Here is a 19,761-nt window from a genome sequence, read left to right on the forward strand (position 1 = left end):
TCCGAGTATCTCCCGGACACTGCAAAATTACAACCGGTTATGGGTGGGGTGTATGTGGTTTCATCTTATCCACTTAATAGAACTACCCATCAGAGTATCAGGCTCTGACGGGTAGTATCATAAGGTTTCAAAAGTGGAAATATGAGTGGTGAAAGTGGTGCGCGAGTGGTATCTTTAAGTCGCACAAACTCTCATGCTCGTTTTTTATGGTTTTTGAAGATTCTGTCAATCTCATCAGCATATTCTCTACTTGATGCACTGGCATCATCTCCGCGTGGATGACAATACTTCTTTTCATAGTAGCTCCACTGAATATCAAGATGAGCGAGAATATCCTCGCGCCACGCCGCTTTGTGTTTGGCCGGAACAATCTCATATAATTTCGATATGAGATAGCACGCCTTGATTTTCTGTTTTGGTCGTATCTTTATAGGTTCATGCTTACCATGGAGATTGAGCGATGAATGGAACTGAGTCTCGGTACTATCGAAAACATCAGAGCAGATTTCATATAATTCCGACACAAGAATCATCGGGAACAGTTCCCCTTCCCATTGGCGGCATGATTTCGTATTGGTCTGATTCTGTTTTACAGGTTGTTCAGGCGTGGGATAACTACCATTATGAACCTGCATCTTTTGTATAAAGGTTTCCCTGCATTTCGGATGTAACTGAATTTCACATGGCGGAAAGTATCTTTCCACCGTGATAAAAATTTTGCGACAGACATTTCGCAAGTCATGGTACACATCGAATGAAGGTTTCAACAGAAATTCATCATATTCAACGCTTTCCTGCAATTTCTTAAGAAATTCCCGTTTCTTTTCAAGCCATCCTTCACGGGTTTCGGCCATATGGAATAACTCGATTTCCTGTTTGTACTTATCTATCGTCCAATCATCAGGCACCGAGATTTTGCGACAAGCCTTTAGCGCGTACTCATAATGAGCGGCAATCATATAGAACATCTCCACTTCTTTAAGGAAGTGGTTGCTTTCGTAGCCGTCTATCATGTCTGCCTTGGATTTATTTTTACGATCTTTGTCCAATTTATAGAATACATTTTGGAATGTATCTATTCTTGTCGCAATCTCAGCACAGTAATTTCTGGTCTGGTTAGCTTGCACCTTTCCGATTTCTCCGGAGGCGTGAGATTCGATAATAGCATTTTCGATGTCGATAGAGCAAAGTTTACTGGTGGCTTCGGCTATTCGCTTGTATAAAATTGTATCCTGTTTGGCTACCAGCGGAACTTTTATAAGCTGCCTGAGGTCTTCCAAAATTGGCACAACATCTCGTAATGTCGTAGGGTTTGGGTCAAGCCGAAAGCACGGTGCATGAATTTTGAGAAAAGTGTTAAATTTGTGGCATGAAAACCGCAGATGCAATATGGATGTGCCTGCCCGAGGGCATGGACGAACTATTTGAAATGGTGCGCTTCGAGCGCACGGAACAGTCCTATGACATATGGCTTGACGAAAAGAAGAAACTGTCTGATGAAGACTATCGTAATCCAAATATCGTAGCGCGAGGCTATACGGATTATGTAACAATACAGGACTATCCGATGCGTGGACGGCCTGTATTTCTTCACATGCGCAAGAACAAGTGGTGGGACAGGCAGACCAACGAAATCTTCAGCTACAATCTCGAACTTCCCAACGAGGAAGGAACACGACTCAGCGCCGAGTTCGTGGCTTTTTTAAAAGACGAAGGTGGAGACGACAGCCCTGTCGATTAAACAGATAGCGCAGATGTACTGCGTCAACGGCAAACATTTTGCCGACTTGTACCGCAATAAGATAAGCGGTTACGCCGACTGGTGCGAACAGGAGCTTGGCTGTGGGTTCTATTTCAACGCCGATAATATCGGCCCTTACATGAGTCTTGATGAGACGTGTCTGAGCAACGGGGAGGTATGGACGTTCCTGACCAACAAGGACGGCCACGGAGGCAAGGGAACACTTGCGGCAGCCATTCCCGGAACAAAGAGTGACGAAATTATATCCATACTCATCGGAGCTATGGAGAAATCAATCAGACGCAGGGTCAAGGAAGTGACCTGCGATCTCTCGCCATCAATGATGCTCATAGCCGCAGAAGTGTTCTATAACGCCCATGTAGTCAACGACCGTTTTCATGTCCAACAGGTCTATAATGAGGCCGTTGACGAAATCCGCATTGACATTCGCCGACAGCTCATCGCAGAGGAAAACAACCGCAACAAGTCCGAACCGCCGGTAACGTACTCCAACGGAGAGACCATGCGCCAGATACTGGCTCGCAGCAAACACACTCTGATGATGTCGCAGAACAAATGGACTGACATACAGCGCCATCGTGTCAACATACTGTTCAAATACTATCCAATATTGAAGGCTGCATACAGCCTTGCGATGGAGCTGCGCAAGATTTTCAACGCTAAAATCTCACCGACAAAAGCCATGGGGAGGATGAACAAGTGGTATGAAAAGGTAATGGCATTGGGTAACAACAACTTCCGCTCGGTAATCAAAACATTCAAGAACCACGCCCCAACAATCCTGAACTATTTCCGTCGTCGTGCGACCAATGCCTCTGCCGAGGCATTCAACTCTAAAGTCAAAATATTTCGCTCACAAATGCGTGGTGTCCGGGACCGCGACTTCTTCATCTTCCGATTAGTCAAACTCTACGCCTAAAAATTTAACACTTCTAATTGCCCAATTTAACATATGCACCGTGCTTTCGGCTTGAGCCTAGGGTTTGGCATTTGCGGGTGTTACGTTAGAGTGTTATTAATGGTGAGAGCCAATCAAACTCAAACAGACTTGTTGAATCTTTGTTAAATTTTAGCACTCGATAACATAAACACGCGATACCCAATGATAGTTCGCATATCTATTTTTGATACGATTATCAATCTCTACAAACCATACATTATGGACAATTGTATCAAAATTGTATCAAAAATACAATTTTTAACATTTTGCGGCGGAATAAAAATAAAGAAAGAGCTAAATCTTAGCGACTTAGCTCTTTATTTGTGTTGCCTTGGAAGGATTCGAACCCTCACAGGCGGAACCAGAATCCGACGTGCTACCATTACACCACAAGGCAATTTTTTTGTTTGTCATCGGGTTTGTTTTGAGCTCGCTTACTCGTTTTTCCTTTTGACGGTGCAAAGGTAGGGGTTTGTTTTGAATCCTGCAAATATTTCGGCAACTTTTTTCAATGTTTTTTCTCTTTTTATCTGATTTTTTGTGAACCGGTTGTTTGGATTGGGACTGTTGTGTGGGGTTGCTGCTTGATTTTCAGTTGGTTATTGATGGTGTTGGCGGGGTGTCGCCAAAATGCAGTTTTTTTGATTTTTTTGTGGCGGATTGCATTGGGATAGACTCCGATGCTTGTGAGTTCTGGCAAAATGTGTCGGGGATGATCAGGTGAGTTGGATTTAATTGGTGTCCGCAGGACTGAATTTAGTATATTGAGGCAAAAAAACGTTACAAATGGCTACTGTAAAAGTTAAATTCAGGCCCTTGGCAGGCGATGCGGAGCAAGGACGTCTATATATCCAGATTATTCATGAGCGTCAGGTCAAGCTGATTTCTACTCCTTATATTGTCAATGCCGCGGAATGGGATTCCGAGAGGGGTGGTTTTGTCGCTTCCGGATCAGCAGGCCGCCGGGAAGAGCTCTACAGAGTGAATCATTCTCTGCAGTGTCACATCGGGCGGGTGAAGGCGATAATCAGCCGTCTTGACAAGACGATGCTTTTTTATAATGTAGGAGACATTGCGGATGAGTGCAGAAGTTATGTGGCAAGATTCCGACTTTTTGCTTTCTTCGAGCATCGTATCGGGCAGCTTAAGCTCAAGAATAAAATCCGGACAGCTCAGAATTACCGGTCGACGATGAACAGTTTCAAGTCATTTCTTCATGGTGAAGATATAATCATTGACTTGATAGATGCTGACATGATCGAGCGTTACGAGGCTTTTCTTCAGGCCAGGCGGCTGCGTCCTAACACGACTTCGTTTTATATGCGGGTGCTCCGCGCGGTGTGTAATACGGCTGCCGATGAAGGGGCCTTTGTCTTGCCTGGAATTTTCCGTCATGTGTACACCGGGGTTGACAAGACTGAAAAGCGGGCTTTGCCACTGACTGTTCTCAGACGGATTCATTCAATGGATCTCGCTGCATCGCCTGCGCTTGACTATGCCAGAGACATATTCATGCTGAGCTTTTTCACCCGCGGGATGAGTTTTATAGATATGGCCTTTATCCTTAAGACTGACCTGAACAACGGATATCTTACGTATAGCCGGCATAAAACGCGGCAGATGCTAAAACTGAAGTGGACTGCCGAGATGCAGCGCATAATTGACAAATATCCCTCCAACACGAGTCCATATCTGTTTCCGATACTGATAAATCCGCAATCGAACCTGGCTTATGCTTACCGGAATATTTCATACCGCATAAATTCCAGTCTTAAGAAGATAGCTGTGCTTGCCGGCTATCCGGAGAGCTTCACTCTTTATTCCGCCCGTCATTCATGGGCTTCTGTGGCATGCACGCAGGGGGTTCCAATAAGTGTGATAAGCCAGGGGATGGGCCATGACTCTGAGCGCACCACGAGGATCTATATTTCATCAATTGATTCTTCGGCCATTGACAGGGCCAATTCAAAAGTGATCAGTTCGCTGTTTTGATTTTAATGGCCGATGTCGGTCTTCAGATCCAATCCTTCTGATGTGCATACAATGACTTTTTTAATTACAAAATCAGTAACTATAAATTTGGAGAATCGCTTCAAGCCGATTAACTTTGCAATAATTTTTATTCGCGGACACTCTCCACCCCGTCAGAGAAATCATTTTATACCCGTTTCCAATCGTTATGTTAATCATAGGAATAGCAGGTGGTACCGGCTCAGGCAAGACCACCGTTGTAAACAAGATAATCAACAGCCTTCCTCCGGGCGAAGTTGCAGTCCTGCCTCAGGACTCTTATTATAAGGATTCAAGTCATATTCCGGTTGAGGAACGCAGTAAGATTAATTTTGATGAACCGGCCTCCATTGAATGGACTCTTCTGGTAGAGCATCTCAAGCGTCTCAAGGACGGCAACTCGATTGAGATGCCTACATATTCATATCTGACCTGCACCCGCCAGGCAGAGACAGTCAGAGTCGATCCGCGAGAGGTGGTCATTGTGGAGGGCATTCTTGTGCTGACCGACCCGGTGCTGCGATCGATGATGGATGTGAAGGTCTTTGTCGATGCCGATGCCGACGAACGTCTGATCAGAGTCATTGCGCGTGATTGCGTGGAGCGTGGCCGCACTCCGGCTATGGTGCTTGACCGTTATCAGGATGTGTTGAAGCCGATGCACGAGATGTATATCGAGCCGACAAAGCGTCATGCCGATCTGATTGTGCCGCAAGGCGGAAGCAATGTGGTGGCTATTCAGCTGTTGACCGATTACATAGAGTCGCGCCTCAGACGCACTACTGTAAACCGTTAAATCTATCTCTCCACGCAAGCATCCCCACCAGATGGAACAAAATCCCAATATACAGCCTTCGATACCGGTAGGCACACCTGACAAGATGGTGCTTCGCACAGACAATCTTGTGAAGAAGTATGGCAAGCGAACAGTTGCAAACCATGTGTCGATCAACGTGACGCAAGGAGAGATTGTAGGCCTGCTCGGACCTAACGGAGCCGGCAAGACGACTACTTTCTACATGACCGTAGGGCTGATCACTCCTAACGAGGGACAGATCTACCTGAACGACCTTAACATCACAAAATATCCGGTCTATAAGCGGGCGCAGAATGGCATCGGCTATCTTGCTCAGGAACCAAGCGTGTTCCGCAAACTGACCGTGGAAAACAATATAAAGGCCGTTCTGCAGATGACCAACACATCGGCTGAATATCAGCGTGACAAGCTTGAAAGCCTGATAGCTGAATTCAGCCTTGAAAAAGTGCGTCATAATCTTGGCGATCAGCTCTCAGGCGGCGAGCGCCGCCGCACGGAGATTGCCCGCTGTCTGGCTATCGACCCGAAATTCATCATGCTCGACGAGCCTTTTGCGGGAGTCGACCCGATTGCGGTCGAGGATATCCAGTCTGTGGTCTATCATCTCAAGGAAAAAAATATCGGCATTCTCATCACAGACCATAACGCGCAGGAAACATTGCGTATCACCGACCGAGCCTACCTGCTTTTTGAAGGAAAGATCCTGTTCCAGGGTACTTCTGAGGAGTTGGCTGAAAATCCGGTTGTCCGCGAAAAATATCTCGGCCGAGACTTCATGTTCTACCGCAAAAAATTCGACGCCGAATAGCATAACCTCGGCGCCGTCAGAAATCAGGATCAGATCGGTCACATCCGGTCTGATTTTTTATTGCTTGCTAAATAGGGGGGCAATTGAGTGATTAGCAACCAGGGTTCTGAACCCATCCGGGAGAAAGTGCGATTTGCTCGCCGGGTATGGGCCAAAGATTTTGATAAGAAGCATAGCCTTCGAGGTTGTTGCGCTTTTGGAAGGCGAAGTAGTCAATCGAGATCGTCGTCGATGTCATCTTCGAGGAAGTCGAAATCCCAGCCGTCAGACATTGATTCTGTGAATTCGGCAAGTTCGCGTCCTTCCCGTTTGGTGGGGCGCCCAAGACCTTTGCGGCGGTCGATGAATCCGGAGATCTTTACAATCTCAAGCAGATCGAGTTCGCTTTGGGGTGTGATGTTTTCCATATAATCAGGCACGAGCTTGGCTCCAAGTCTGTTTTGGGTCAGGGCGAGCACACGGAAAGAGTAGGTCACCGGTGGCTTGCGCACCTTCACCACATCGCCGACTTTGATTGTGCGCGATGGTTTGGCAAGTGCGTCGCCGACATACACGCGGCCTTTCTTGCAGGCTTCCGTGGCGATTGTGCGCGTCTTGAATATGCGCATGGCCCATAGCCATTTATCTATTCTGACTTCGTTCATGATGCTTTTTTATCTTGTGTCTGCGTAGAGAGTCCGGCGCTTACTTTTTGTTGTACATGTTCATGGCTCTTTCGATGCCTGTGAGGCAGAATGCTTTTATGGCTTCTACGGCAATGTCGATCCTTTCAGGCATAGCCTCTTCCTCGGCCTTTGTGAATGCACCGAGCACGTATTCGATCTGCATTCCGCGCGGGAAATCGTTGCCAATGCCGAACCGCAGACGGGGATAGGCCTGTGTGCCGAGCATCTGGGCTATGTTTTTGAGTCCGTTGTGTCCGGCATCGCTGCCGGAGCCTTTGATGCGGATGGCACCGAAGGGAATGGCGCAGTCATCAACAATCACAAGGATGTTCTCAATCTCTATACCTTCTTTTTCTTTCCAGTAGCGGACGGCATTTCCGGAAAGATTCATGTAGGTGGACGGTTTGAGTATCACCAGCTGGGCGTTTTTGACCCTCATGCGGGCTATATCGCCATAGCGTTCGGTCGAGAAGCTTGCGTTGCCGCCGGCGGCAAGAGCGTCAGCGATTCTGAAGCCGGCATTGTGGCGTGTGTTGGCATATTCCGGACCGATATTTCCCAGTCCGACTATCAGGTACTTCATTGGAGTGGTTAAAAGTAGGGTTGATGTGGTGTAGGGCAGGGGAGGTGGCTCCCGGATGCCCGCTAAACAAGCGACAGATTCTCCCGGCTTGAAAAAAGGTCGAGAAAATCTGTCGCAATGAAATCGGTTTATGCGCGGTGTGCGCTGATGCTGAGATTACTGAGCGTTGGCCTGAGCACCACGGGCGGCACGGGTGAGCTGAACGGCGCAGACAACAGCGTTCTTGGCGTTCATCAGTTCGAGACCGTCGAAGTGGAGTTCGCCGATCTGGAGAGTCTTGCCGAGGCCGAGGTGGTCAACGTTGATAACCACACGTTCGGGGATTTCAGTGTAGACAGCTTTCACGCGGATTTTCTTCATAGAGAGGTTGAGCTTACCACCTGCTTTCACACCTTCTGCGTGGCCTTCGAGCTGAACGGGAACTTCGATGGTGACGGGCTTCTTGTCAGTCACTTCGAGGAGGTCCATGTGAAGGATGGTGTCTTTAACCGGGTGGAACTGGATGTCCTTGAGGACAGCCATGCGGGTTTCGCCGTTTACAGTAAGCTCAATAGCGAAGATATCGGGAGTGTAGACGAGTTTGCGGACTGCGTCCTGAGTCACTACGAGGTCAGTAGTCACGAGGCCTTTGCCGTTGCCGATCTCCACAAGCTTTTCGCCGGGTTTCAGAGCCTTCTCATAGGGAAGGTTAACGATTTCGCCGCCGTTGAGAACCACGGGGATCTTGTTTTCTTTGCGGAGGGCTTTGGTAGCCTTTTTGCCGAGGTCTGTACGGGGTTCGGCAGTCAGTTGAAATGTCTTCATTTCTGATTGATTTGTTTGATTGTGTTACTCAAAATTAAGTTGTAATTCAATTGCTCCTTAATTTCCCATCACACGGGGATGCTAAAAAGCGACTGCAAAGTTACTGAATTTTCTGCGATTACATCACATCTGTTCACATTATTTAACAGCAGCGGCTGATCCGGCTCTTTTTGAGCGGCTGAGGTTGGTCTGAAACTGGATGCCGAGTGACAGGGTGAGGTCGTTGGCCCAGGATTTGGATTTGAATTTCTCGGTTGAATCCTGATTGCCCCCGGAGGTGCTGACGGTTAGGCTTGCCGATTCAAGCGGATGGTGATAGCAGATGTCAAAGATCACGCTGCATACTCTTGATGTGCGGAAGCCCACTCCGAATCCGCCTTCGATGAAGTAGGGGGCTATTTCCCGTCTGACGGTAGTCTTTATGCCATTCCACTCTTTTGACTGCTTGTTGGTTTTGACCGCTTGGCATCCGGCTCCGATGCGTGGCATGAACTGCCATCGGCCTACCTGGGAGAGGTGTGATGCGCCGATTGAGAATGAAGGATGTATTGTGCTGATTCCTGGCATGATCAGTTTGACGAGAAGGTCTGCGTATTTATCGGAAAGCGGGTCGGAGTGAATGCTGTAGAATGTGTAGCCAAGGTCGGCATAGACATTCCAGTTGCGGTGAAATCCGAAGTTGAATCGGAAGTTTATCTGAGTGGCGGCATCGGGGCGGCATCCGAACACTTCACTGTTATGACGACCGCCGGTGTTGAAATTAGCCCCTGCTGATAAGGTAAGCATGAATGGTTTTTCAAGCATTCTAAAGCGGTCCTTACGAGCGGTGCTGTCTGCCGTTACCGCAACTTCTCCGATGCTGGCTGCCTGAACTGTCACCATGCCGAGGCATAGCGAGAGAAGGATTGTGGAAAGATATTTTTTCATATGTGGTCCTGTGTATCTGCTAAATGTTTATCGCATAGTTGCTTGTAGTACTATTCGTCTCTGAGGGATTGTCGGGTTTAAGACGGGGTCCATGACAGCGGCTTTCACGCGCAGCTCATCGGCAGTCAGTTTTTCTATCAGCCAGAACAGGTCTCCGTGTGTGGCGCTGTAGAGATAGATAACTGCGAAATTTTCGGTAGTGAAAGTCCAGTCGTAATACTGAGTTTCATTATAGGTCGTATTTCCGTCCTTGTCTGTCCATTTGTAAGTGACAGAGGCTTTGCCTTTTTTGTCAAAACTCCATGACTGGCGGCACTCGATCGGATTTTCCGGATCGTGGGAATCAGTTGATTGCTCAGTCCATCTGGTGGCTGTCAGCAAATCGAGGCGCTTTCTCTGATCATCATTGTAATAGCCCGACCGCTCGCAAGACAAGCAGATCAATAGGCCAAGTATAAGCGGGAGTAAGTGTGACTTGCCGGTTTTCATGTTGCTATTTTGATGCAGAATTCGTATGTTAAGTGGTAAACTGTGCAAATATAGGAAAAACCGATGATAAAAAGTGTGACTGAAATCACATCTGCTGATTTTTACGCGTGATTTATCTTCCATTCAATAAAATAAGAGCCGTCTTAAGAAAGCAAATGCGGCTCGATTAAGCGGAATAAAAAAATGTCAGCCTTACGCTTGGGTGAGGCTGACATCTGATTCTTTTGGTTTGTGGTTTAGAGCTTTCAGCTATGCGACGGAGTGGGTACAGAAGTGGGAATTGACCAGTCGGCAATGAAGTCGAGAGTCTGACGGGGTGTGATTGTCTTGATGGTCTGAACAATTGTCCCTACGATGTTGCCGAAGAATTCCTCATGTACGGTTGAAAATTTGTCTTTAGGTTCCATTGTGTTTGGTCATTACGTTAGATACAAAATAGTATTCAATGGTAATAACACTCCAATGGATGGTAGGGTTTATGGGAATTGCGTTAATAGAAGTTAAAAAACGGCGAGATCTCTTCCTATCGCGAAGGCTTTGGATCAATGGTGAATCTGTCAGCCGCTTTGTAGAACGGAAAGCGCTCTCGGCTTTCTTTCAGATGGTCTTTGTCAAGCAGTGCATAGATGTGGCCGTTGCGGCGGGTTTCGCGGATCTCTTCCCCAAGGCAGTCGAAAACGGAGGTCATACCTGCCGGATAGTCTCCGAATTTGTCGGAGCCGGTGCGGTTTGCTCCCACTGTATAGATCTGATTTTCCACCGCGCGGGCTGCCAGGAGCAGCTTGTAAGGCTTGACTCTTGCCACAGGCCAGTTTGACGGCACCAGCAGAAGGTCATAGAGGTCATCAGGGTTGTTGCGTGTCCACACCGGGAAGCGCAGATCGAAGCAGACTATCATGCGGATGTTCCAGCTACGGAAGCGTATGGCCTGCGGTTCGCCTTCTGCGGCGGTATAGACAGTGTGTTCGTTAGAGAGAGGGAAGAGGTGGCGCTTGTCAATGAATGTGATGTCGCCTATCGGTTCGACAAAAAAGGCGCGGTTGAAATAATTGCCTTGTCCGTCAGTGGCCAGGAAACTCCCGGCTATGGCAAATCCGAAATACTGAGCCCAGCGTTTTAGGGCTTCAACCGTGCGTCCGTCATTCGGCTCGGCGGTGGCGGCCACAGCCTTTGCGTCGGGGACAAAAGCGGTGGTAAATAATTCCGGCAGGACTACTATGTCGGTGTCAGGTTCTACCTGATTGAGCTGATGGGCTGTCGAGATGAGATTGTTTTCGACATCGGCATAGGCGATGTCAAGCGGGATGACGCAGATTTTAAGCATTATTTCGGTGGCAGATCTGAGGCTTAGACGGTAAAATTATCCCGGTTTATTCCGGTAAATGGCCTGTAATAGGCTTTTACGGCTTCCATGTCGGCGTCAGTATCGCCGGTCGGGAAGAACGTTTTTTGCAGATGTATGGTCTTGGTGGCTGCGTCAATGGCGCCGAGCACTATCGGAATTTTGGCCCCGTAGGCAATGTGGAGAAAACCGGTGTGCCATTGCGAGACTTTGGCTCTGGTCCCTTCAGGGGTTATGGCTATTGACATCCGCTCTGTTTCCGAGAATTTTTTGATCAGTGTGTCTGTGAGTGACGAGCCTTTGCCTCTTTTGACCGGGATTCCGCCAAATGCTTTGAAGATGAGGTTCATCGGGAAGAAAAACCACTCCTGTTTGATCAGGAATCCGGCCTGCCGGCCGAGCGACCAGTAGGCCAGTTTTCCGAGAATAAAATCCCAGTTGGAAGTGTGGGGCGCAACGCAGATTATACATTTTGGATAATCCGGAACGCTGCACACCACCTTCCAGCCGAAGAGTCGTAGGATTGTGCCGCTTAATGACATGGCTTTTCTTCTACGTGTTTATTTATCTTTGTTATGCTTTGAGAGCTGCTTTGTTGGCGTCTTTCTGAGCCTGCGGAAGAGCTTCGTTCATTTTTTTGACGATAGCTTCTACGTGAGCGTTGAACTCGCACTTAAGCTTCCTGTAGGCGGCTTTGAAGTAGGCTGAGCGGGCTTTGTTGTATTCAGCTGCGCTTGCAAAGGCTTTGGGCGACTGGGGGAAATCGAAGTTCACACGGCTGAGTGCGTTGTACTGTAGCTCTGCGAGTTCATAGATGATTTCATTGAGCTTTTCGGGATCAATGCCCGGAACGGTGATTTTGGCTATCACGCATTCGCCGGCGAGCGCGCCGCATATCATTCGGATTTCTTTCTTTAAAATACGTTTGTTAGATGCCATAAGTGATGGTGTTTTGGGGATGATTTATTTTCGTCCGGCATCCATGATTGAGTGGATGCCGGATGCAGTTATGCAAATTTAACAAAAAAGAATTGATTTAGGTTGATGTTATCAGGATTTTTTTGAGTGCCTGCAATGCGGGGGTGATTTTAGGCACGTCATGGCGGACTGATATGCAGCCTGTCGAGTCTTGCTGCGGATTCTTGATTTCGGTCCCAGTTATACGTCCTACGATATCGGCGAATTTTGCCGGATGGGCAGTGGCGAGAAAGATTCCGTTTTCGCCGTCTTTAAGGTCTTCGGCGAGTGCTCGGTAGGCTGTGGCGGCATGAGGATCAGCTATATATCCGTGTGATCGGTAAAGATCCGCGATCGAATCGGCTATTTCGTCATCACTGTAGGAGTAGGCCTTCATGTCGGAGCTGATCGGCGCAGGTGCCGCGTTATACATGTCGGTAATGCGCGAGAGATTCGAAGGGTTACCGACATCCATCGCACAGGCTATGCTGTGGTGCGGACGGGCGGGAGTGAAATGACCTGTGCGGACAAAGCGTGTGAAGGAGTCATTGCTGTTGTTAGCCACCACAAAGCGTTTCACCGGAAGTCCCATCTTTCTGGCCAGAAGACCGGCGGTAAGGTTTCCGAGATTGCCGCAAGGCACTGAAAATACCACTCCATCGCTGTCGATCCGGTCTGGCTGCCCGCTGAGGAGCTGACTGTAGGCATAGAAATAGTAGAACATCTGAGGCAGCAGACGGCAGATGTTTATTGAGTTGGCCGAGGTGATGTTCAGTTTACGTCGCAGATCCTGATCCACGAAGGCTTCCTTGACAAGCCGCTGGCAGTCATCGAAGGTGCCGAGCACCTCGATCGGAATTACATTGTCACCAAGCGATGTGAACTGATGGCGCTGTTTGGCTGATAGCCCTCTCTCCGGGTAGAGAACGAACACTCTGACACCGGGCACTCTGTGGAAACCGCTTGCCACAGCTCCGCCTGAATCGCCCGATGTGGCCACCAGTACATTCACCGGTTTGTCGAGATTGCGGGAGTAGTGGCTGATGATGCGGGCGAGAAAACGTGCGCCGATGTCTTTGAACGCAAGGGTGGGGCCATGAAAAAGTTCGAGCACGCTGATATCTGATGATATTTTGCGCAGAGGAATGTCAAAAGTAAAAGTGTTGTAGACAATATCCTTTAGCTCGGCTGCGTCAATGTCATCGCCAAGCATTGTGGAGGCCACCACGTAGGCTATGTCGCGGATTGACATTTCCGCGATATTGTTGAAGAATGCGCGTGGGATGAGCGGGATGCGCTCAGGCATATAAAGGCCGCCGTCAGCCGGCAGGCCTGTCATCACAGCTTCTTCGAGCGAAGCCTGGCTGCTTTGTCGGTTTGTGCTGTAAAATTGCATGATGATTATAACAGAATGTGATTCTTGATAAGCAAAGATAACTAACTCGGAGCGCCGATGCAAGTGCGATGATTTAAAAATGGTGAAAATGGCCAATTTTGATGTCTGTGTAGATCGGACGGAGCATCTGCGGGAATAACTGTTTGCTTCAGGATTTGTTCAGAGTTAGAGGGTGTTTCATAATAATTTATCTAAAAGATACACCACTCAGATTTTAACTATTGTTATTACCCCCTTAAAATAGTATTCTCGCCAGAGAGTCGTTGTTGGTGCGGATATAGTCGGTGAATCCGCGTTCATAGTCTGCGGCGGCCTGAGTGCCGAGTTTCGATCGGATATTGCTGATGCGGGCGCGAATGTCGAGCAGCCCGTCCTGCAGGGCATCTTCATTATTCGCATATTGCAGCAGGCGTTCGGCATGTTCTTCTCCGAGGTGGTAGGCTTTCTTGTCTTTGACCTTGCTTGAGACGGTCTCGGTGTGGCTGCCGCTGTTTTCAGAAAAGCTGCATGAGAGGCATATCTCACCGGTAAGACAGGCGATGGCGAGAGGCAGGAATTTCAAGATTGTATGATGAAAGAATTTCATAGAAGTGTCATTGCTATTTTTGCACACCCTTCGGCATCGGCGAGTGCATCGTGATGGTTGTAGAAGGGTATGCCGAGAAAATCACAGACAAATGGCAGTGAATATGATGTCAGCATCTGGCGTGGAATCTGTTTACGGGCGGCGGTCAGGGTGCAGTAGAATGGGTAATCTGGATAGTCCATGCCGTAGACGCGGTGGGCGGCACGGATACATTTCTCGTCAAATGCCTTGTTGTGGGCCACAAGCGGGAGATCTCCGATAAACCGGTGGATATCTCGCCACACCTCTGAAAACACTCTTGCGTTTTCAGTGTCCTCGCGTCCGATGCCGTGGATGTTCTGTGTGAAATGACGGAAGTAGTATTCCGGTTCCGGCTTGACGAGCTCGTAGAACCGGTCGGTGATTACTCCGCCGATGACTTTTATAGCGCCGATAGCGCAGATTGATGACGGCTCGTTGTTGGCTGTCTCTACGTCAATGGCTATGAAGTTATCCATTTGACGCTACTTTATCGCGCACTTTCTCCATCAGCCAGCGCGGAGTTGAGGTTGCTCCGCAGATGCCTACGGTGCCTGCGCCTTCTATCCATTCCGGACGGAAGTCAGACGGGTTTGAAACCAGATAAGAACGCTTGTTGACATCGCGGCATTCATGATATAGCACTTTGCCGTTGCTGCTTTTGGCTCCGGCCACGAAGAGAATCACGTCATGGGCGCGGGCAAACTCCCGCAGGTGTTCCACCCGGTTTGCCACCTGGCGGCAGATGGTGTCGAAATATTCGAAACGTACTCCGGGGCTAATCCGGCGGTTGATTTCACCGACCATCTCTGCCAGGCCCTGAAGCGACATTGTGGTCTGTGAGTAGAGAGCAATGTCGCGGTTGAAATCAATGCGGTCGAGCTGAGCTATGTTTTCCACTACGATGGCTTCGCCGTTGGTCTGCCCGACAAGCCCGTTGACTTCTGCATGGCCGGCCTTGCCGTAGATCACAATCTGTGGTCGGGGAGTGGTGCTGTCAAAAGTCTGCTTTATCCGTTTCTGCAACTGGAGCACCACCGGGCAGGTGGCATCAATTATCTCGATCCCTTTCTCGCGGGCTATGGCATAGGTTGACGGCGGCTCGCCGTGGGCGCGCAAGAGGACTCTGGCTCCCGGCAGATGGTCGAGATCGGCATGGGTTATTGTGGCAAGCCCTTTCTGTCCGAGTCTTTCTACCTCATCGCTGTTATGAACAATGTCGCCGAGGCAATACAATGGTTCCGGTGAGCGGTCAAGCTCTTCCTCGGCTTTCCGTATAGCTGTCACCACACCATGACAGAATCCTGAACGGGCATCAATTTCTATTACAGGTGAATTTTTCATCTGGCAAAATTCGCTTGTTATATATAATAAATATATGTGGCGGGACGGCTCACAGTCCTACCGTTTTCCGCCTGAACAGATCGAGAAGCCATCGGTCCTGCTCTTCGAGAGTCATTTCGGAATTGTCGAGTCTGACAGCGTCATCGGCGCAACGCAGCGGGCTTTCATCTCTTGTTTCGTCGATGTGGTCACGGCTGACCACATTGGCCAGGACTTCTTCATAAGTGATTGACTGGCCTTTTTCGGTCAGTTCCTTGAAGCGCCGTTCGGCACGTTTTTCAGCTGACGCATCGCAGAAGATCTTCAGCTCGGCCTGCGGGAAAACCATAGTGCCTATGTCGCGGCCGTCCATCACTATGCCCTTGCTTTCGCCCATATCGCGCTGCATTTTGACCAGTGCGCGACGCACTTCGGCTATCGTTGCTATCGGGGAGACGTGGGCCGAGACTTCGAGTGTGCGGATCTCGTCTTCCACATCTTTGTCGTTGAGTTGAGTCCGCTGTCCGTCGGGGGTGACTTTGAAGTCGATTTTTATGTCCGGGAGGGCGCTGACAAGGGCTGCTTTGTCAATCGAGCCGTCAGCGGAGATGAAACCGTGCTGCATGGCATAGAGTGTCACTGCGCGATACATTGCACCGGAATCTATGTAGCGGTAGCCTATGGCTTTCGCCAGACGGCGGGCCATTGTGCTTTTGCCAGACGATGAGTAACCGTCAATGGCTATGATGAGATTGTCAGAATTCATATAGTTTTGTTGATAGGTTCAGCATTATGGTTGTGGCGCCGGTGTGGGGTTGTGACAGAGCTACGCCTACACCGAAGTTCCTGACATTTAGCCCGGCGCAGACTGAGAACCCGGAAAGGAAGCTGCGCTTGTATGTGGCCATGTCAGTGCGGGTTTTATAGTTGTATCCGAGTCCGATGTGGAATTTCTCGCTCGGCACGAAGTCGGCGGCAAATATCAGGTGGCGGAAGAGGTTTGAGCTGAAGCTGTCTTTGACAGTCGGCTCTGAACTGTCAGTCCCGTCGCCGTTGTCATAGAAGGGAAGATGCCATTTGGTGAGATTCCAAGCTGTGACTGACCATGTGATGGGGATTGTGCCGAATGATTTGGAAACGCCGATGCGCAGATCGACCGGCAGGCGGTCATAAGAGTCCTGAAACCGCTTGACTTGACCGCCGAGATTTGCTATGACGGCTGAGAATGACAGGTTGCTCTCAGGATTGTAGTAGTTGACACCGAGATCAGTGGCAACGGCCATTGCCGAGTAGGCGTCGTAGCTCGAATAGATAAACTTCAGGTTTATGCCGCCGCGCCAGCGGTCTGAGATGTCATGGGCATACATTGCGTTGAACACCATGTCTTTGGGAGAGAAATCGCCGGTCAGGATTCCGTTGACATCTGCACCGCGTATGGTGCCGTAGCCGAAATACTGTATTCCTGCGGCCCACGCTCCGTGTTCTCCGGCGCTGTGACCGAACTTTACGCCTGCAAAATTGCTGTCGCCCACATAGCGCATGTAATTCACGCCAAGCTGCATGTCGATCTCAGGTCCCAGCAGACCGGGATTCTGATCAATGCTGTTGATGTCATCTTCGATTGCCGTGATGTTTATTCCGCCAAGGCCATAGGCCAGGGTTGACGATGGAATTTCCAGGAAACGGTAGGCTGGCGAACTGTCCTGTGCCTTCATCCCTCCGGCTGCTGTGACGGCGAGAAGGAATGAGAACAGAATGCGTATGCCTCGGATATGGGCGTGGGACGTATATTTGGATCGGGGTAATGTCATGACTTGGAATCTTCAAATAAATAACGCGCATGTGCCTGTATTATTATATGTCGCCGGAAATGTCAACAAAACAAAAACAATTGTAATCAATCTCAAAATACTTGCATCAAGACGCTCTGAATTATAATTTTGTATTGTCACATTAGCTGATTTTATATGCCTAAAACTCTACTCCGCTCAATTCTCCTTCTTCCTCTTATGGCTGGTGCCGCTGTCTTTTCAGCGGCACAGCCGCCCAGGCATATTGCCAATGTCTCTTCACGTGCCGGCTCGGCACCGGTCTGTGTGGATGTCTATGAATATGATTGCGTAGATATTCAGCCGCAGTTTCCCGGAGGCGATGGCGCGATGGTGCGTTTCATCAACAAAGAACGCCGCTACCCCACGCAGGCCTATCACGAAGGCATAGAGGGGCGGGTGCTGTGTGGTTTCGTTGTGAATGAAGACGGATCTCTGTCACATATCTCTGTGATCAGAAGTGTTGAGAAATCGCTTGACCGTGAGGCTGTGCGCATTATCTCCAACATGCCGAAGTGGGACGCCGGCGTGCTTTCAGATACTTTTGTTCCGGTCTATTATATTCTTCCTATTCCTTTCCGCCTTTGATTTTATGGGCATCATGAGCAGCCGCGCGGCTGATGGTGACGAGATAGACTCCAGAGAATATAAGCGCCACGGCCACTATTTTCACCGGTGTGAAGCGGTCGAGTCCGAGGCACACGCCGATAACCGATGCCACAATTGGCTGGACATAGTTGTACATTCCGACAAGAGTAGGGCGCAGATTCTTCTGTCCGATCATAGTGCATATATAGGCTATGAAGGTGGCGAATATGACCACATAGCCTATTCCGACAAGTTCGATAGCCGAGACATCACCCCAGGAAGTGCCAATCCATTCTCTGACCGACACGGGGGTGACGGCTATCGCGGCGAAAGTAAACATCCATTTCATCAGCGTGAACACCGAGTATTTCTTTATGAAATTTCTGTAGAAGGTGAGATACAGCGCATAGCTTAGCTGTGCGGTCAGCACGAGCAGGTCGCCGAGCACCGGATTGTCTCCTTTCATGCCGGAACCGGCGCTTCCGAGCACCAGCATCAGCGCGCCTGTGCCTCCGAGGGCTATGCCGCCTGCCTTTTTCCAGGTGATAGGCTCTTTCAGAATGACGGCGGCAAGAAGCATTACCCAGATTGGCATTGTCGTTGTAATGATTGACGCTTCGCCGGGGGAAGTGAAGCCCACGCCGAATACGTAGCATCCTTGATTGAAGACAATGCCGAGAAGGCCGGCGCCTGCGAGTCTCAGCAGGTCACGCGAGGACACATGCTCGCGGGGTGTGAACAGTGATGCGATCCAGAAGAGTATGGCCGCGCCGAAGATTCTGAAATTGGTAAGCAGCAGCGGGCTGACTATGCCCGCTGCCATAACGAGCTTCGCCACGGGTGCCATGATCCCCCACATGGTGTTTGCTCCTAACATTGCCAGATGACCTTTGAGTCTGAATTCCCTCATCGTCGAGTGAGATTGAATGATATTTTTTCTTAATTTTGTGACTTCTTTCCTGCGCGGGAAAAAATCGCGCAAAATTATTCAAAAACATTTAACCGTACAAATGTACAAGCTCTAAAAAAGTCGGTCCCGTCGTCTTATGGCTTCATCTACCTTACATCCGTCTTGGCTCACCGGCCTGGCATCCTCTTCGGGATATCAGGCCATGTTCACTTCGAGAGGCGGAGATGGAAATCAAAAGTCTCCTTACGCAGATTTCAATATCTGTCATTATACCGGTGATGATCCCGCTCATGTGGCTGCTTCTCGACAGATGCTTATCAGTGAACTTGGTCTGGATGCCGGTTCATTGATCGTGCCTCGCCAGACCCACTCCGCCAATGTGCGGGTGATAGATTCTCTCCCGGTAGATCCGGCTGCGATTGAAGGTGTCGACGCCCTTGTCACAAGGTTGCCGGAGGTGGCTGTCGGAGTTTCTACGGCCGATTGTGTGCCTGTGGTGATCGTGGATGAACGGAACGGAGTTGCAGGCGTGGCACATGCCGGCTGGAGGGGCGCGCTCGGAGGTGTTGTCGATAATACAGTCGGCGCAATGCTTGAGCTTGGGGCCGATGTCTCGCGCATGGATGTCTTTTTCGGCCCGTCTATTTGCTGCGACTGTTTTGAGGTAGGGGAGGAGGTGGCTGCTCGTTTCCCTGAGGAGTATGTGGTGTGCAGAGCGGAGTGGCCACGCCCTCATATCGATCTTCCGGCCTATGTGGCCGGCCGTTTGCTGGCAGCCGGCATTCCGGCGGAACGGATAAGAAATTTCTCGCCTGATCTGTGCACCCGATGTCATCCCGGCCGTTATTTTTCGGCTCGTATTACAGGGGTGGAGTCGGGGCGTAATTTCACCTTTGTGATGTTGAAACGGAAGATCTGAACAAGATGTGTTTATTTAGAATGATTATAAATAGAGCTTGCGCCGGAAGAAATTGGCCCGCATTTTCATAATGCCGAATTTCAGCGAG

The 19,761-nt window shown here is 49.4% G+C and carries 25 protein-coding genes and 1 tRNA gene; 7 read left to right on the forward strand and 19 right to left on the reverse strand.

Annotated features, from left to right (window positions below; genetic code table 11):
• Positions 1–191: 191 nt before the first annotated feature.
• Positions 192–1,280, reverse strand: coding sequence for a hypothetical protein (locus E7745_RS08875; RefSeq protein WP_136408676.1), 1,089 nt, complete (start codon positions 1,278–1,280; stop codon positions 192–194).
• Between the two features lie 89 nt (positions 1,281–1,369).
• On the opposite strand from E7745_RS08875, the gene E7745_RS08880 reads away from it, so the two are divergent.
• Together E7745_RS08880 and E7745_RS08885 are read left to right on the forward strand one after the other, a co-directional pair.
• Positions 1,370–1,741 (forward strand): transposase family protein, encoded by a 372-nt coding sequence (locus tag E7745_RS08880; protein WP_107037111.1) that lies wholly within the window; start codon positions 1,370–1,372, stop codon positions 1,739–1,741.
• Entirely contained in the window at positions 1,716–2,681 is a 966-nt protein-coding gene (locus E7745_RS08885; RefSeq protein WP_240740261.1) for a transposase, read from the forward strand. Before E7745_RS08880 ends, E7745_RS08885 begins: the two co-directional genes overlap by 26 nt.
• A 347-nt stretch (positions 2,682–3,028) precedes the next feature.
• Here E7745_RS08885 and E7745_RS08890 read toward each other — a convergent pair.
• A tRNA-Gln gene (locus E7745_RS08890) sits at positions 3,029–3,099 on the reverse strand.
• Between the two features lie 389 nt (positions 3,100–3,488).
• On the opposite strand from E7745_RS08890, the gene E7745_RS08895 reads away from it, so the two are divergent.
• The 3 genes from E7745_RS08895 (at position 3,489) to lptB (ending at position 6,337) form a co-directional block, all read left to right on the forward strand.
• On the forward strand, positions 3,489–4,694 hold the full coding sequence (locus E7745_RS08895; protein WP_124075939.1) for a site-specific integrase: 1,206 nt from the start codon (positions 3,489–3,491) through the stop codon (positions 4,692–4,694).
• A gap of 187 nt (positions 4,695–4,881) precedes the next feature.
• Positions 4,882–5,508 (forward strand): uridine kinase, encoded by a 627-nt coding sequence (gene udk / locus E7745_RS08900; RefSeq protein WP_107033491.1) that lies wholly within the window; start codon positions 4,882–4,884, stop codon positions 5,506–5,508.
• A gap of 31 nt (positions 5,509–5,539) precedes the next feature.
• The gene (gene lptB, locus E7745_RS08905; protein WP_107033490.1) at positions 5,540–6,337 is read left to right on the forward strand and encodes an LPS export ABC transporter ATP-binding protein; all 798 of its coding nucleotides are present in this window, start codon (positions 5,540–5,542) and stop codon (positions 6,335–6,337) included.
• 91 nt (positions 6,338–6,428) lie between these two features.
• Here the strand turns inward: lptB and E7745_RS08910 are convergent, their stop codons facing one another.
• The 16 genes from E7745_RS08910 to porQ form a co-directional block, all read right to left on the reverse strand.
• Positions 6,429–6,575, reverse strand: a complete 147-nt coding sequence (locus E7745_RS08910) for a RagB/SusD family nutrient uptake outer membrane protein (RefSeq protein WP_136408677.1) — start codon at positions 6,573–6,575, stop codon at positions 6,429–6,431.
• Positions 6,550–6,981 (reverse strand): RNA-binding S4 domain-containing protein, encoded by a 432-nt coding sequence (locus tag E7745_RS08915; RefSeq protein WP_123399154.1) that lies wholly within the window; start codon positions 6,979–6,981, stop codon positions 6,550–6,552. Before E7745_RS08915 ends, E7745_RS08910 begins: the two co-directional genes overlap by 26 nt.
• Before the next feature lie 40 nt (positions 6,982–7,021).
• On the reverse strand, positions 7,022–7,585 hold the full coding sequence (gene pth / locus E7745_RS08920) for an aminoacyl-tRNA hydrolase (RefSeq protein ID WP_107033488.1): 564 nt from the start codon (positions 7,583–7,585) through the stop codon (positions 7,022–7,024).
• Between the two features lie 156 nt (positions 7,586–7,741).
• Positions 7,742–8,389 carry a 50S ribosomal protein L25/general stress protein Ctc gene (locus tag E7745_RS08925; RefSeq protein ID WP_107033487.1) on the reverse strand — a complete coding sequence of 216 codons (648 nt, stop codon included), beginning with the start codon at positions 8,387–8,389 and terminating at the stop codon, positions 7,742–7,744.
• 138 nt (positions 8,390–8,527) lie between these two features.
• On the reverse strand, positions 8,528–9,316 hold the full coding sequence (locus E7745_RS08930; protein WP_136408678.1) for a hypothetical protein: 789 nt from the start codon (positions 9,314–9,316) through the stop codon (positions 8,528–8,530).
• A gap of 27 nt (positions 9,317–9,343) precedes the next feature.
• On the reverse strand, positions 9,344–9,805 hold the full coding sequence (locus tag E7745_RS08935; protein ID WP_136408679.1) for a hypothetical protein: 462 nt from the start codon (positions 9,803–9,805) through the stop codon (positions 9,344–9,346).
• A 245-nt stretch (positions 9,806–10,050) separates the two neighbouring features.
• Entirely contained in the window at positions 10,051–10,212 is a 162-nt protein-coding gene (locus tag E7745_RS14845; protein WP_160632081.1) for a hypothetical protein, read from the reverse strand.
• Positions 10,213–10,328: 116 nt separating this feature from the next.
• Positions 10,329–11,129: a nitrilase-related carbon-nitrogen hydrolase gene (locus E7745_RS08940; RefSeq protein ID WP_107033072.1), complete on the reverse strand. Its 801-nt coding sequence runs from the start codon at positions 11,127–11,129 to the stop codon at positions 10,329–10,331.
• 23 nt (positions 11,130–11,152) lie between these two features.
• Entirely contained in the window at positions 11,153–11,689 is a 537-nt protein-coding gene (locus tag E7745_RS08945; protein WP_123399162.1) for a 1-acyl-sn-glycerol-3-phosphate acyltransferase, read from the reverse strand.
• Positions 11,690–11,720: 31 nt separating this feature from the next.
• Positions 11,721–12,086, reverse strand: a complete 366-nt coding sequence (locus tag E7745_RS08950) for a hypothetical protein (RefSeq protein ID WP_124075940.1) — start codon at positions 12,084–12,086, stop codon at positions 11,721–11,723.
• 97 nt (positions 12,087–12,183) lie between these two features.
• On the reverse strand, positions 12,184–13,500 hold the full coding sequence (gene thrC / locus E7745_RS08955) for a threonine synthase (protein ID WP_124075941.1): 1,317 nt from the start codon (positions 13,498–13,500) through the stop codon (positions 12,184–12,186).
• Positions 13,501–13,735: 235 nt separating this feature from the next.
• Entirely contained in the window at positions 13,736–14,086 is a 351-nt protein-coding gene (locus E7745_RS08960) for a hypothetical protein (protein WP_107033068.1), read from the reverse strand.
• Positions 14,083–14,583 carry a 3'-5' exonuclease gene (locus E7745_RS08965; protein WP_136408680.1) on the reverse strand — a complete coding sequence of 167 codons (501 nt, stop codon included), beginning with the start codon at positions 14,581–14,583 and terminating at the stop codon, positions 14,083–14,085. The genes E7745_RS08960 and E7745_RS08965 overlap by 4 nt, the downstream gene beginning before the upstream one ends.
• Positions 14,576–15,448 carry a 4-hydroxy-3-methylbut-2-enyl diphosphate reductase gene (locus E7745_RS08970; RefSeq protein WP_136408681.1) on the reverse strand — a complete coding sequence of 291 codons (873 nt, stop codon included), beginning with the start codon at positions 15,446–15,448 and terminating at the stop codon, positions 14,576–14,578. Before E7745_RS08970 ends, E7745_RS08965 begins: the two co-directional genes overlap by 8 nt.
• A 49-nt stretch (positions 15,449–15,497) precedes the next feature.
• The gene (gene cmk / locus E7745_RS08975) at positions 15,498–16,193 is read right to left on the reverse strand and encodes a (d)CMP kinase (protein WP_136408682.1); all 696 of its coding nucleotides are present in this window, start codon (positions 16,191–16,193) and stop codon (positions 15,498–15,500) included.
• Complete coding sequence (porQ, locus tag E7745_RS08980; protein ID WP_136408683.1) at positions 16,183–17,238, reverse strand: type IX secretion system protein PorQ; 1,056 nt, start codon at positions 17,236–17,238, stop codon at positions 16,183–16,185. Before porQ ends, cmk begins: the two co-directional genes overlap by 11 nt.
• Before the next feature lie 156 nt (positions 17,239–17,394).
• On the opposite strand from porQ, the gene E7745_RS08985 reads away from it, so the two are divergent.
• Positions 17,395–17,844: an energy transducer TonB gene (locus E7745_RS08985; protein ID WP_136408684.1), complete on the forward strand. Its 450-nt coding sequence runs from the start codon at positions 17,395–17,397 to the stop codon at positions 17,842–17,844.
• Here the strand turns inward: E7745_RS08985 and E7745_RS08990 are convergent.
• Positions 17,825–18,754, reverse strand: a complete 930-nt coding sequence (locus E7745_RS08990) for a DMT family transporter (RefSeq protein WP_136408685.1) — start codon at positions 18,752–18,754, stop codon at positions 17,825–17,827. The genes E7745_RS08985 and E7745_RS08990 overlap by 20 nt on opposite strands.
• Positions 18,755–18,890: 136 nt before the next feature.
• On the opposite strand from E7745_RS08990, the gene E7745_RS08995 reads away from it, so the two are divergent.
• Positions 18,891–19,673 carry a polyphenol oxidase family protein gene (locus E7745_RS08995; RefSeq protein ID WP_136408686.1) on the forward strand — a complete coding sequence of 261 codons (783 nt, stop codon included), beginning with the start codon at positions 18,891–18,893 and terminating at the stop codon, positions 19,671–19,673.
• The last annotated feature ends 88 nt before the right edge of the window (positions 19,674–19,761 follow it).

The sequence above is a fragment of the Duncaniella sp. C9 genome (assembly GCF_004803935.1).
Taxonomy (GTDB): domain Bacteria; phylum Bacteroidota; class Bacteroidia; order Bacteroidales; family Muribaculaceae; genus Duncaniella; species Duncaniella muris.

What these genes read in the sequence shown, in the direction of transcription:
- porQ (WP_136408683.1), bottom strand. Translation starts at nt 17,238, where the DNA reads ATGACATTACCCCGATCCAAATATACGTCCCACGCCCATATCCGAGGC.
- udk (WP_107033491.1), top strand. Translation starts at nt 4,882, where the DNA reads ATGTTAATCATAGGAATAGCAGGTGGTACCGGCTCAGGCAAGACCACC.
- cmk (WP_136408682.1), bottom strand. Translation starts at nt 16,193, where the DNA reads ATGAATTCTGACAATCTCATCATAGCCATTGACGGTTACTCATCGTCT.
- E7745_RS08960 (WP_107033068.1), bottom strand. Translation starts at nt 14,086, where the DNA reads ATGAAATTCTTTCATCATACAATCTTGAAATTCCTGCCTCTCGCCATC.
- E7745_RS08935 (WP_136408679.1), bottom strand. Translation starts at nt 9,805, where the DNA reads ATGAAAACCGGCAAGTCACACTTACTCCCGCTTATACTTGGCCTATTG.
- E7745_RS08925 (WP_107033487.1), bottom strand. Translation starts at nt 8,389, where the DNA reads ATGAAGACATTTCAACTGACTGCCGAACCCCGTACAGACCTCGGCAAA.
- E7745_RS14845 (WP_160632081.1), bottom strand. Translation starts at nt 10,212, where the DNA reads ATGGAACCTAAAGACAAATTTTCAACCGTACATGAGGAATTCTTCGGC.
- E7745_RS08895 (WP_124075939.1), top strand. Translation starts at nt 3,489, where the DNA reads ATGGCTACTGTAAAAGTTAAATTCAGGCCCTTGGCAGGCGATGCGGAG.
- thrC (WP_124075941.1), bottom strand. Translation starts at nt 13,500, where the DNA reads ATGCAATTTTACAGCACAAACCGACAAAGCAGCCAGGCTTCGCTCGAA.
- E7745_RS08945 (WP_123399162.1), bottom strand. Translation starts at nt 11,689, where the DNA reads ATGTCATTAAGCGGCACAATCCTACGACTCTTCGGCTGGAAGGTGGTG.
- E7745_RS08940 (WP_107033072.1), bottom strand. Translation starts at nt 11,129, where the DNA reads ATGCTTAAAATCTGCGTCATCCCGCTTGACATCGCCTATGCCGATGTC.
- E7745_RS08880 (WP_107037111.1), top strand. Translation starts at nt 1,370, where the DNA reads ATGAAAACCGCAGATGCAATATGGATGTGCCTGCCCGAGGGCATGGAC.
- E7745_RS08950 (WP_124075940.1), bottom strand. Translation starts at nt 12,086, where the DNA reads ATGGCATCTAACAAACGTATTTTAAAGAAAGAAATCCGAATGATATGC.
- E7745_RS08985 (WP_136408684.1), top strand. Translation starts at nt 17,395, where the DNA reads ATGCCTAAAACTCTACTCCGCTCAATTCTCCTTCTTCCTCTTATGGCT.
- E7745_RS08910 (WP_136408677.1), bottom strand. Translation starts at nt 6,575, where the DNA reads ATGACATCGACGACGATCTCGATTGACTACTTCGCCTTCCAAAAGCGC.
- pth (WP_107033488.1), bottom strand. Translation starts at nt 7,585, where the DNA reads ATGAAGTACCTGATAGTCGGACTGGGAAATATCGGTCCGGAATATGCC.
- lptB (WP_107033490.1), top strand. Translation starts at nt 5,540, where the DNA reads ATGGAACAAAATCCCAATATACAGCCTTCGATACCGGTAGGCACACCT.
- E7745_RS08965 (WP_136408680.1), bottom strand. Translation starts at nt 14,583, where the DNA reads ATGGATAACTTCATAGCCATTGACGTAGAGACAGCCAACAACGAGCCG.
- E7745_RS08930 (WP_136408678.1), bottom strand. Translation starts at nt 9,316, where the DNA reads ATGAAAAAATATCTTTCCACAATCCTTCTCTCGCTATGCCTCGGCATG.
- E7745_RS08990 (WP_136408685.1), bottom strand. Translation starts at nt 18,754, where the DNA reads ATGAGGGAATTCAGACTCAAAGGTCATCTGGCAATGTTAGGAGCAAAC.
- E7745_RS08915 (WP_123399154.1), bottom strand. Translation starts at nt 6,981, where the DNA reads ATGAACGAAGTCAGAATAGATAAATGGCTATGGGCCATGCGCATATTC.
- E7745_RS08970 (WP_136408681.1), bottom strand. Translation starts at nt 15,448, where the DNA reads ATGAAAAATTCACCTGTAATAGAAATTGATGCCCGTTCAGGATTCTGT.
- E7745_RS08995 (WP_136408686.1), top strand. Translation starts at nt 18,891, where the DNA reads ATGGCTTCATCTACCTTACATCCGTCTTGGCTCACCGGCCTGGCATCC.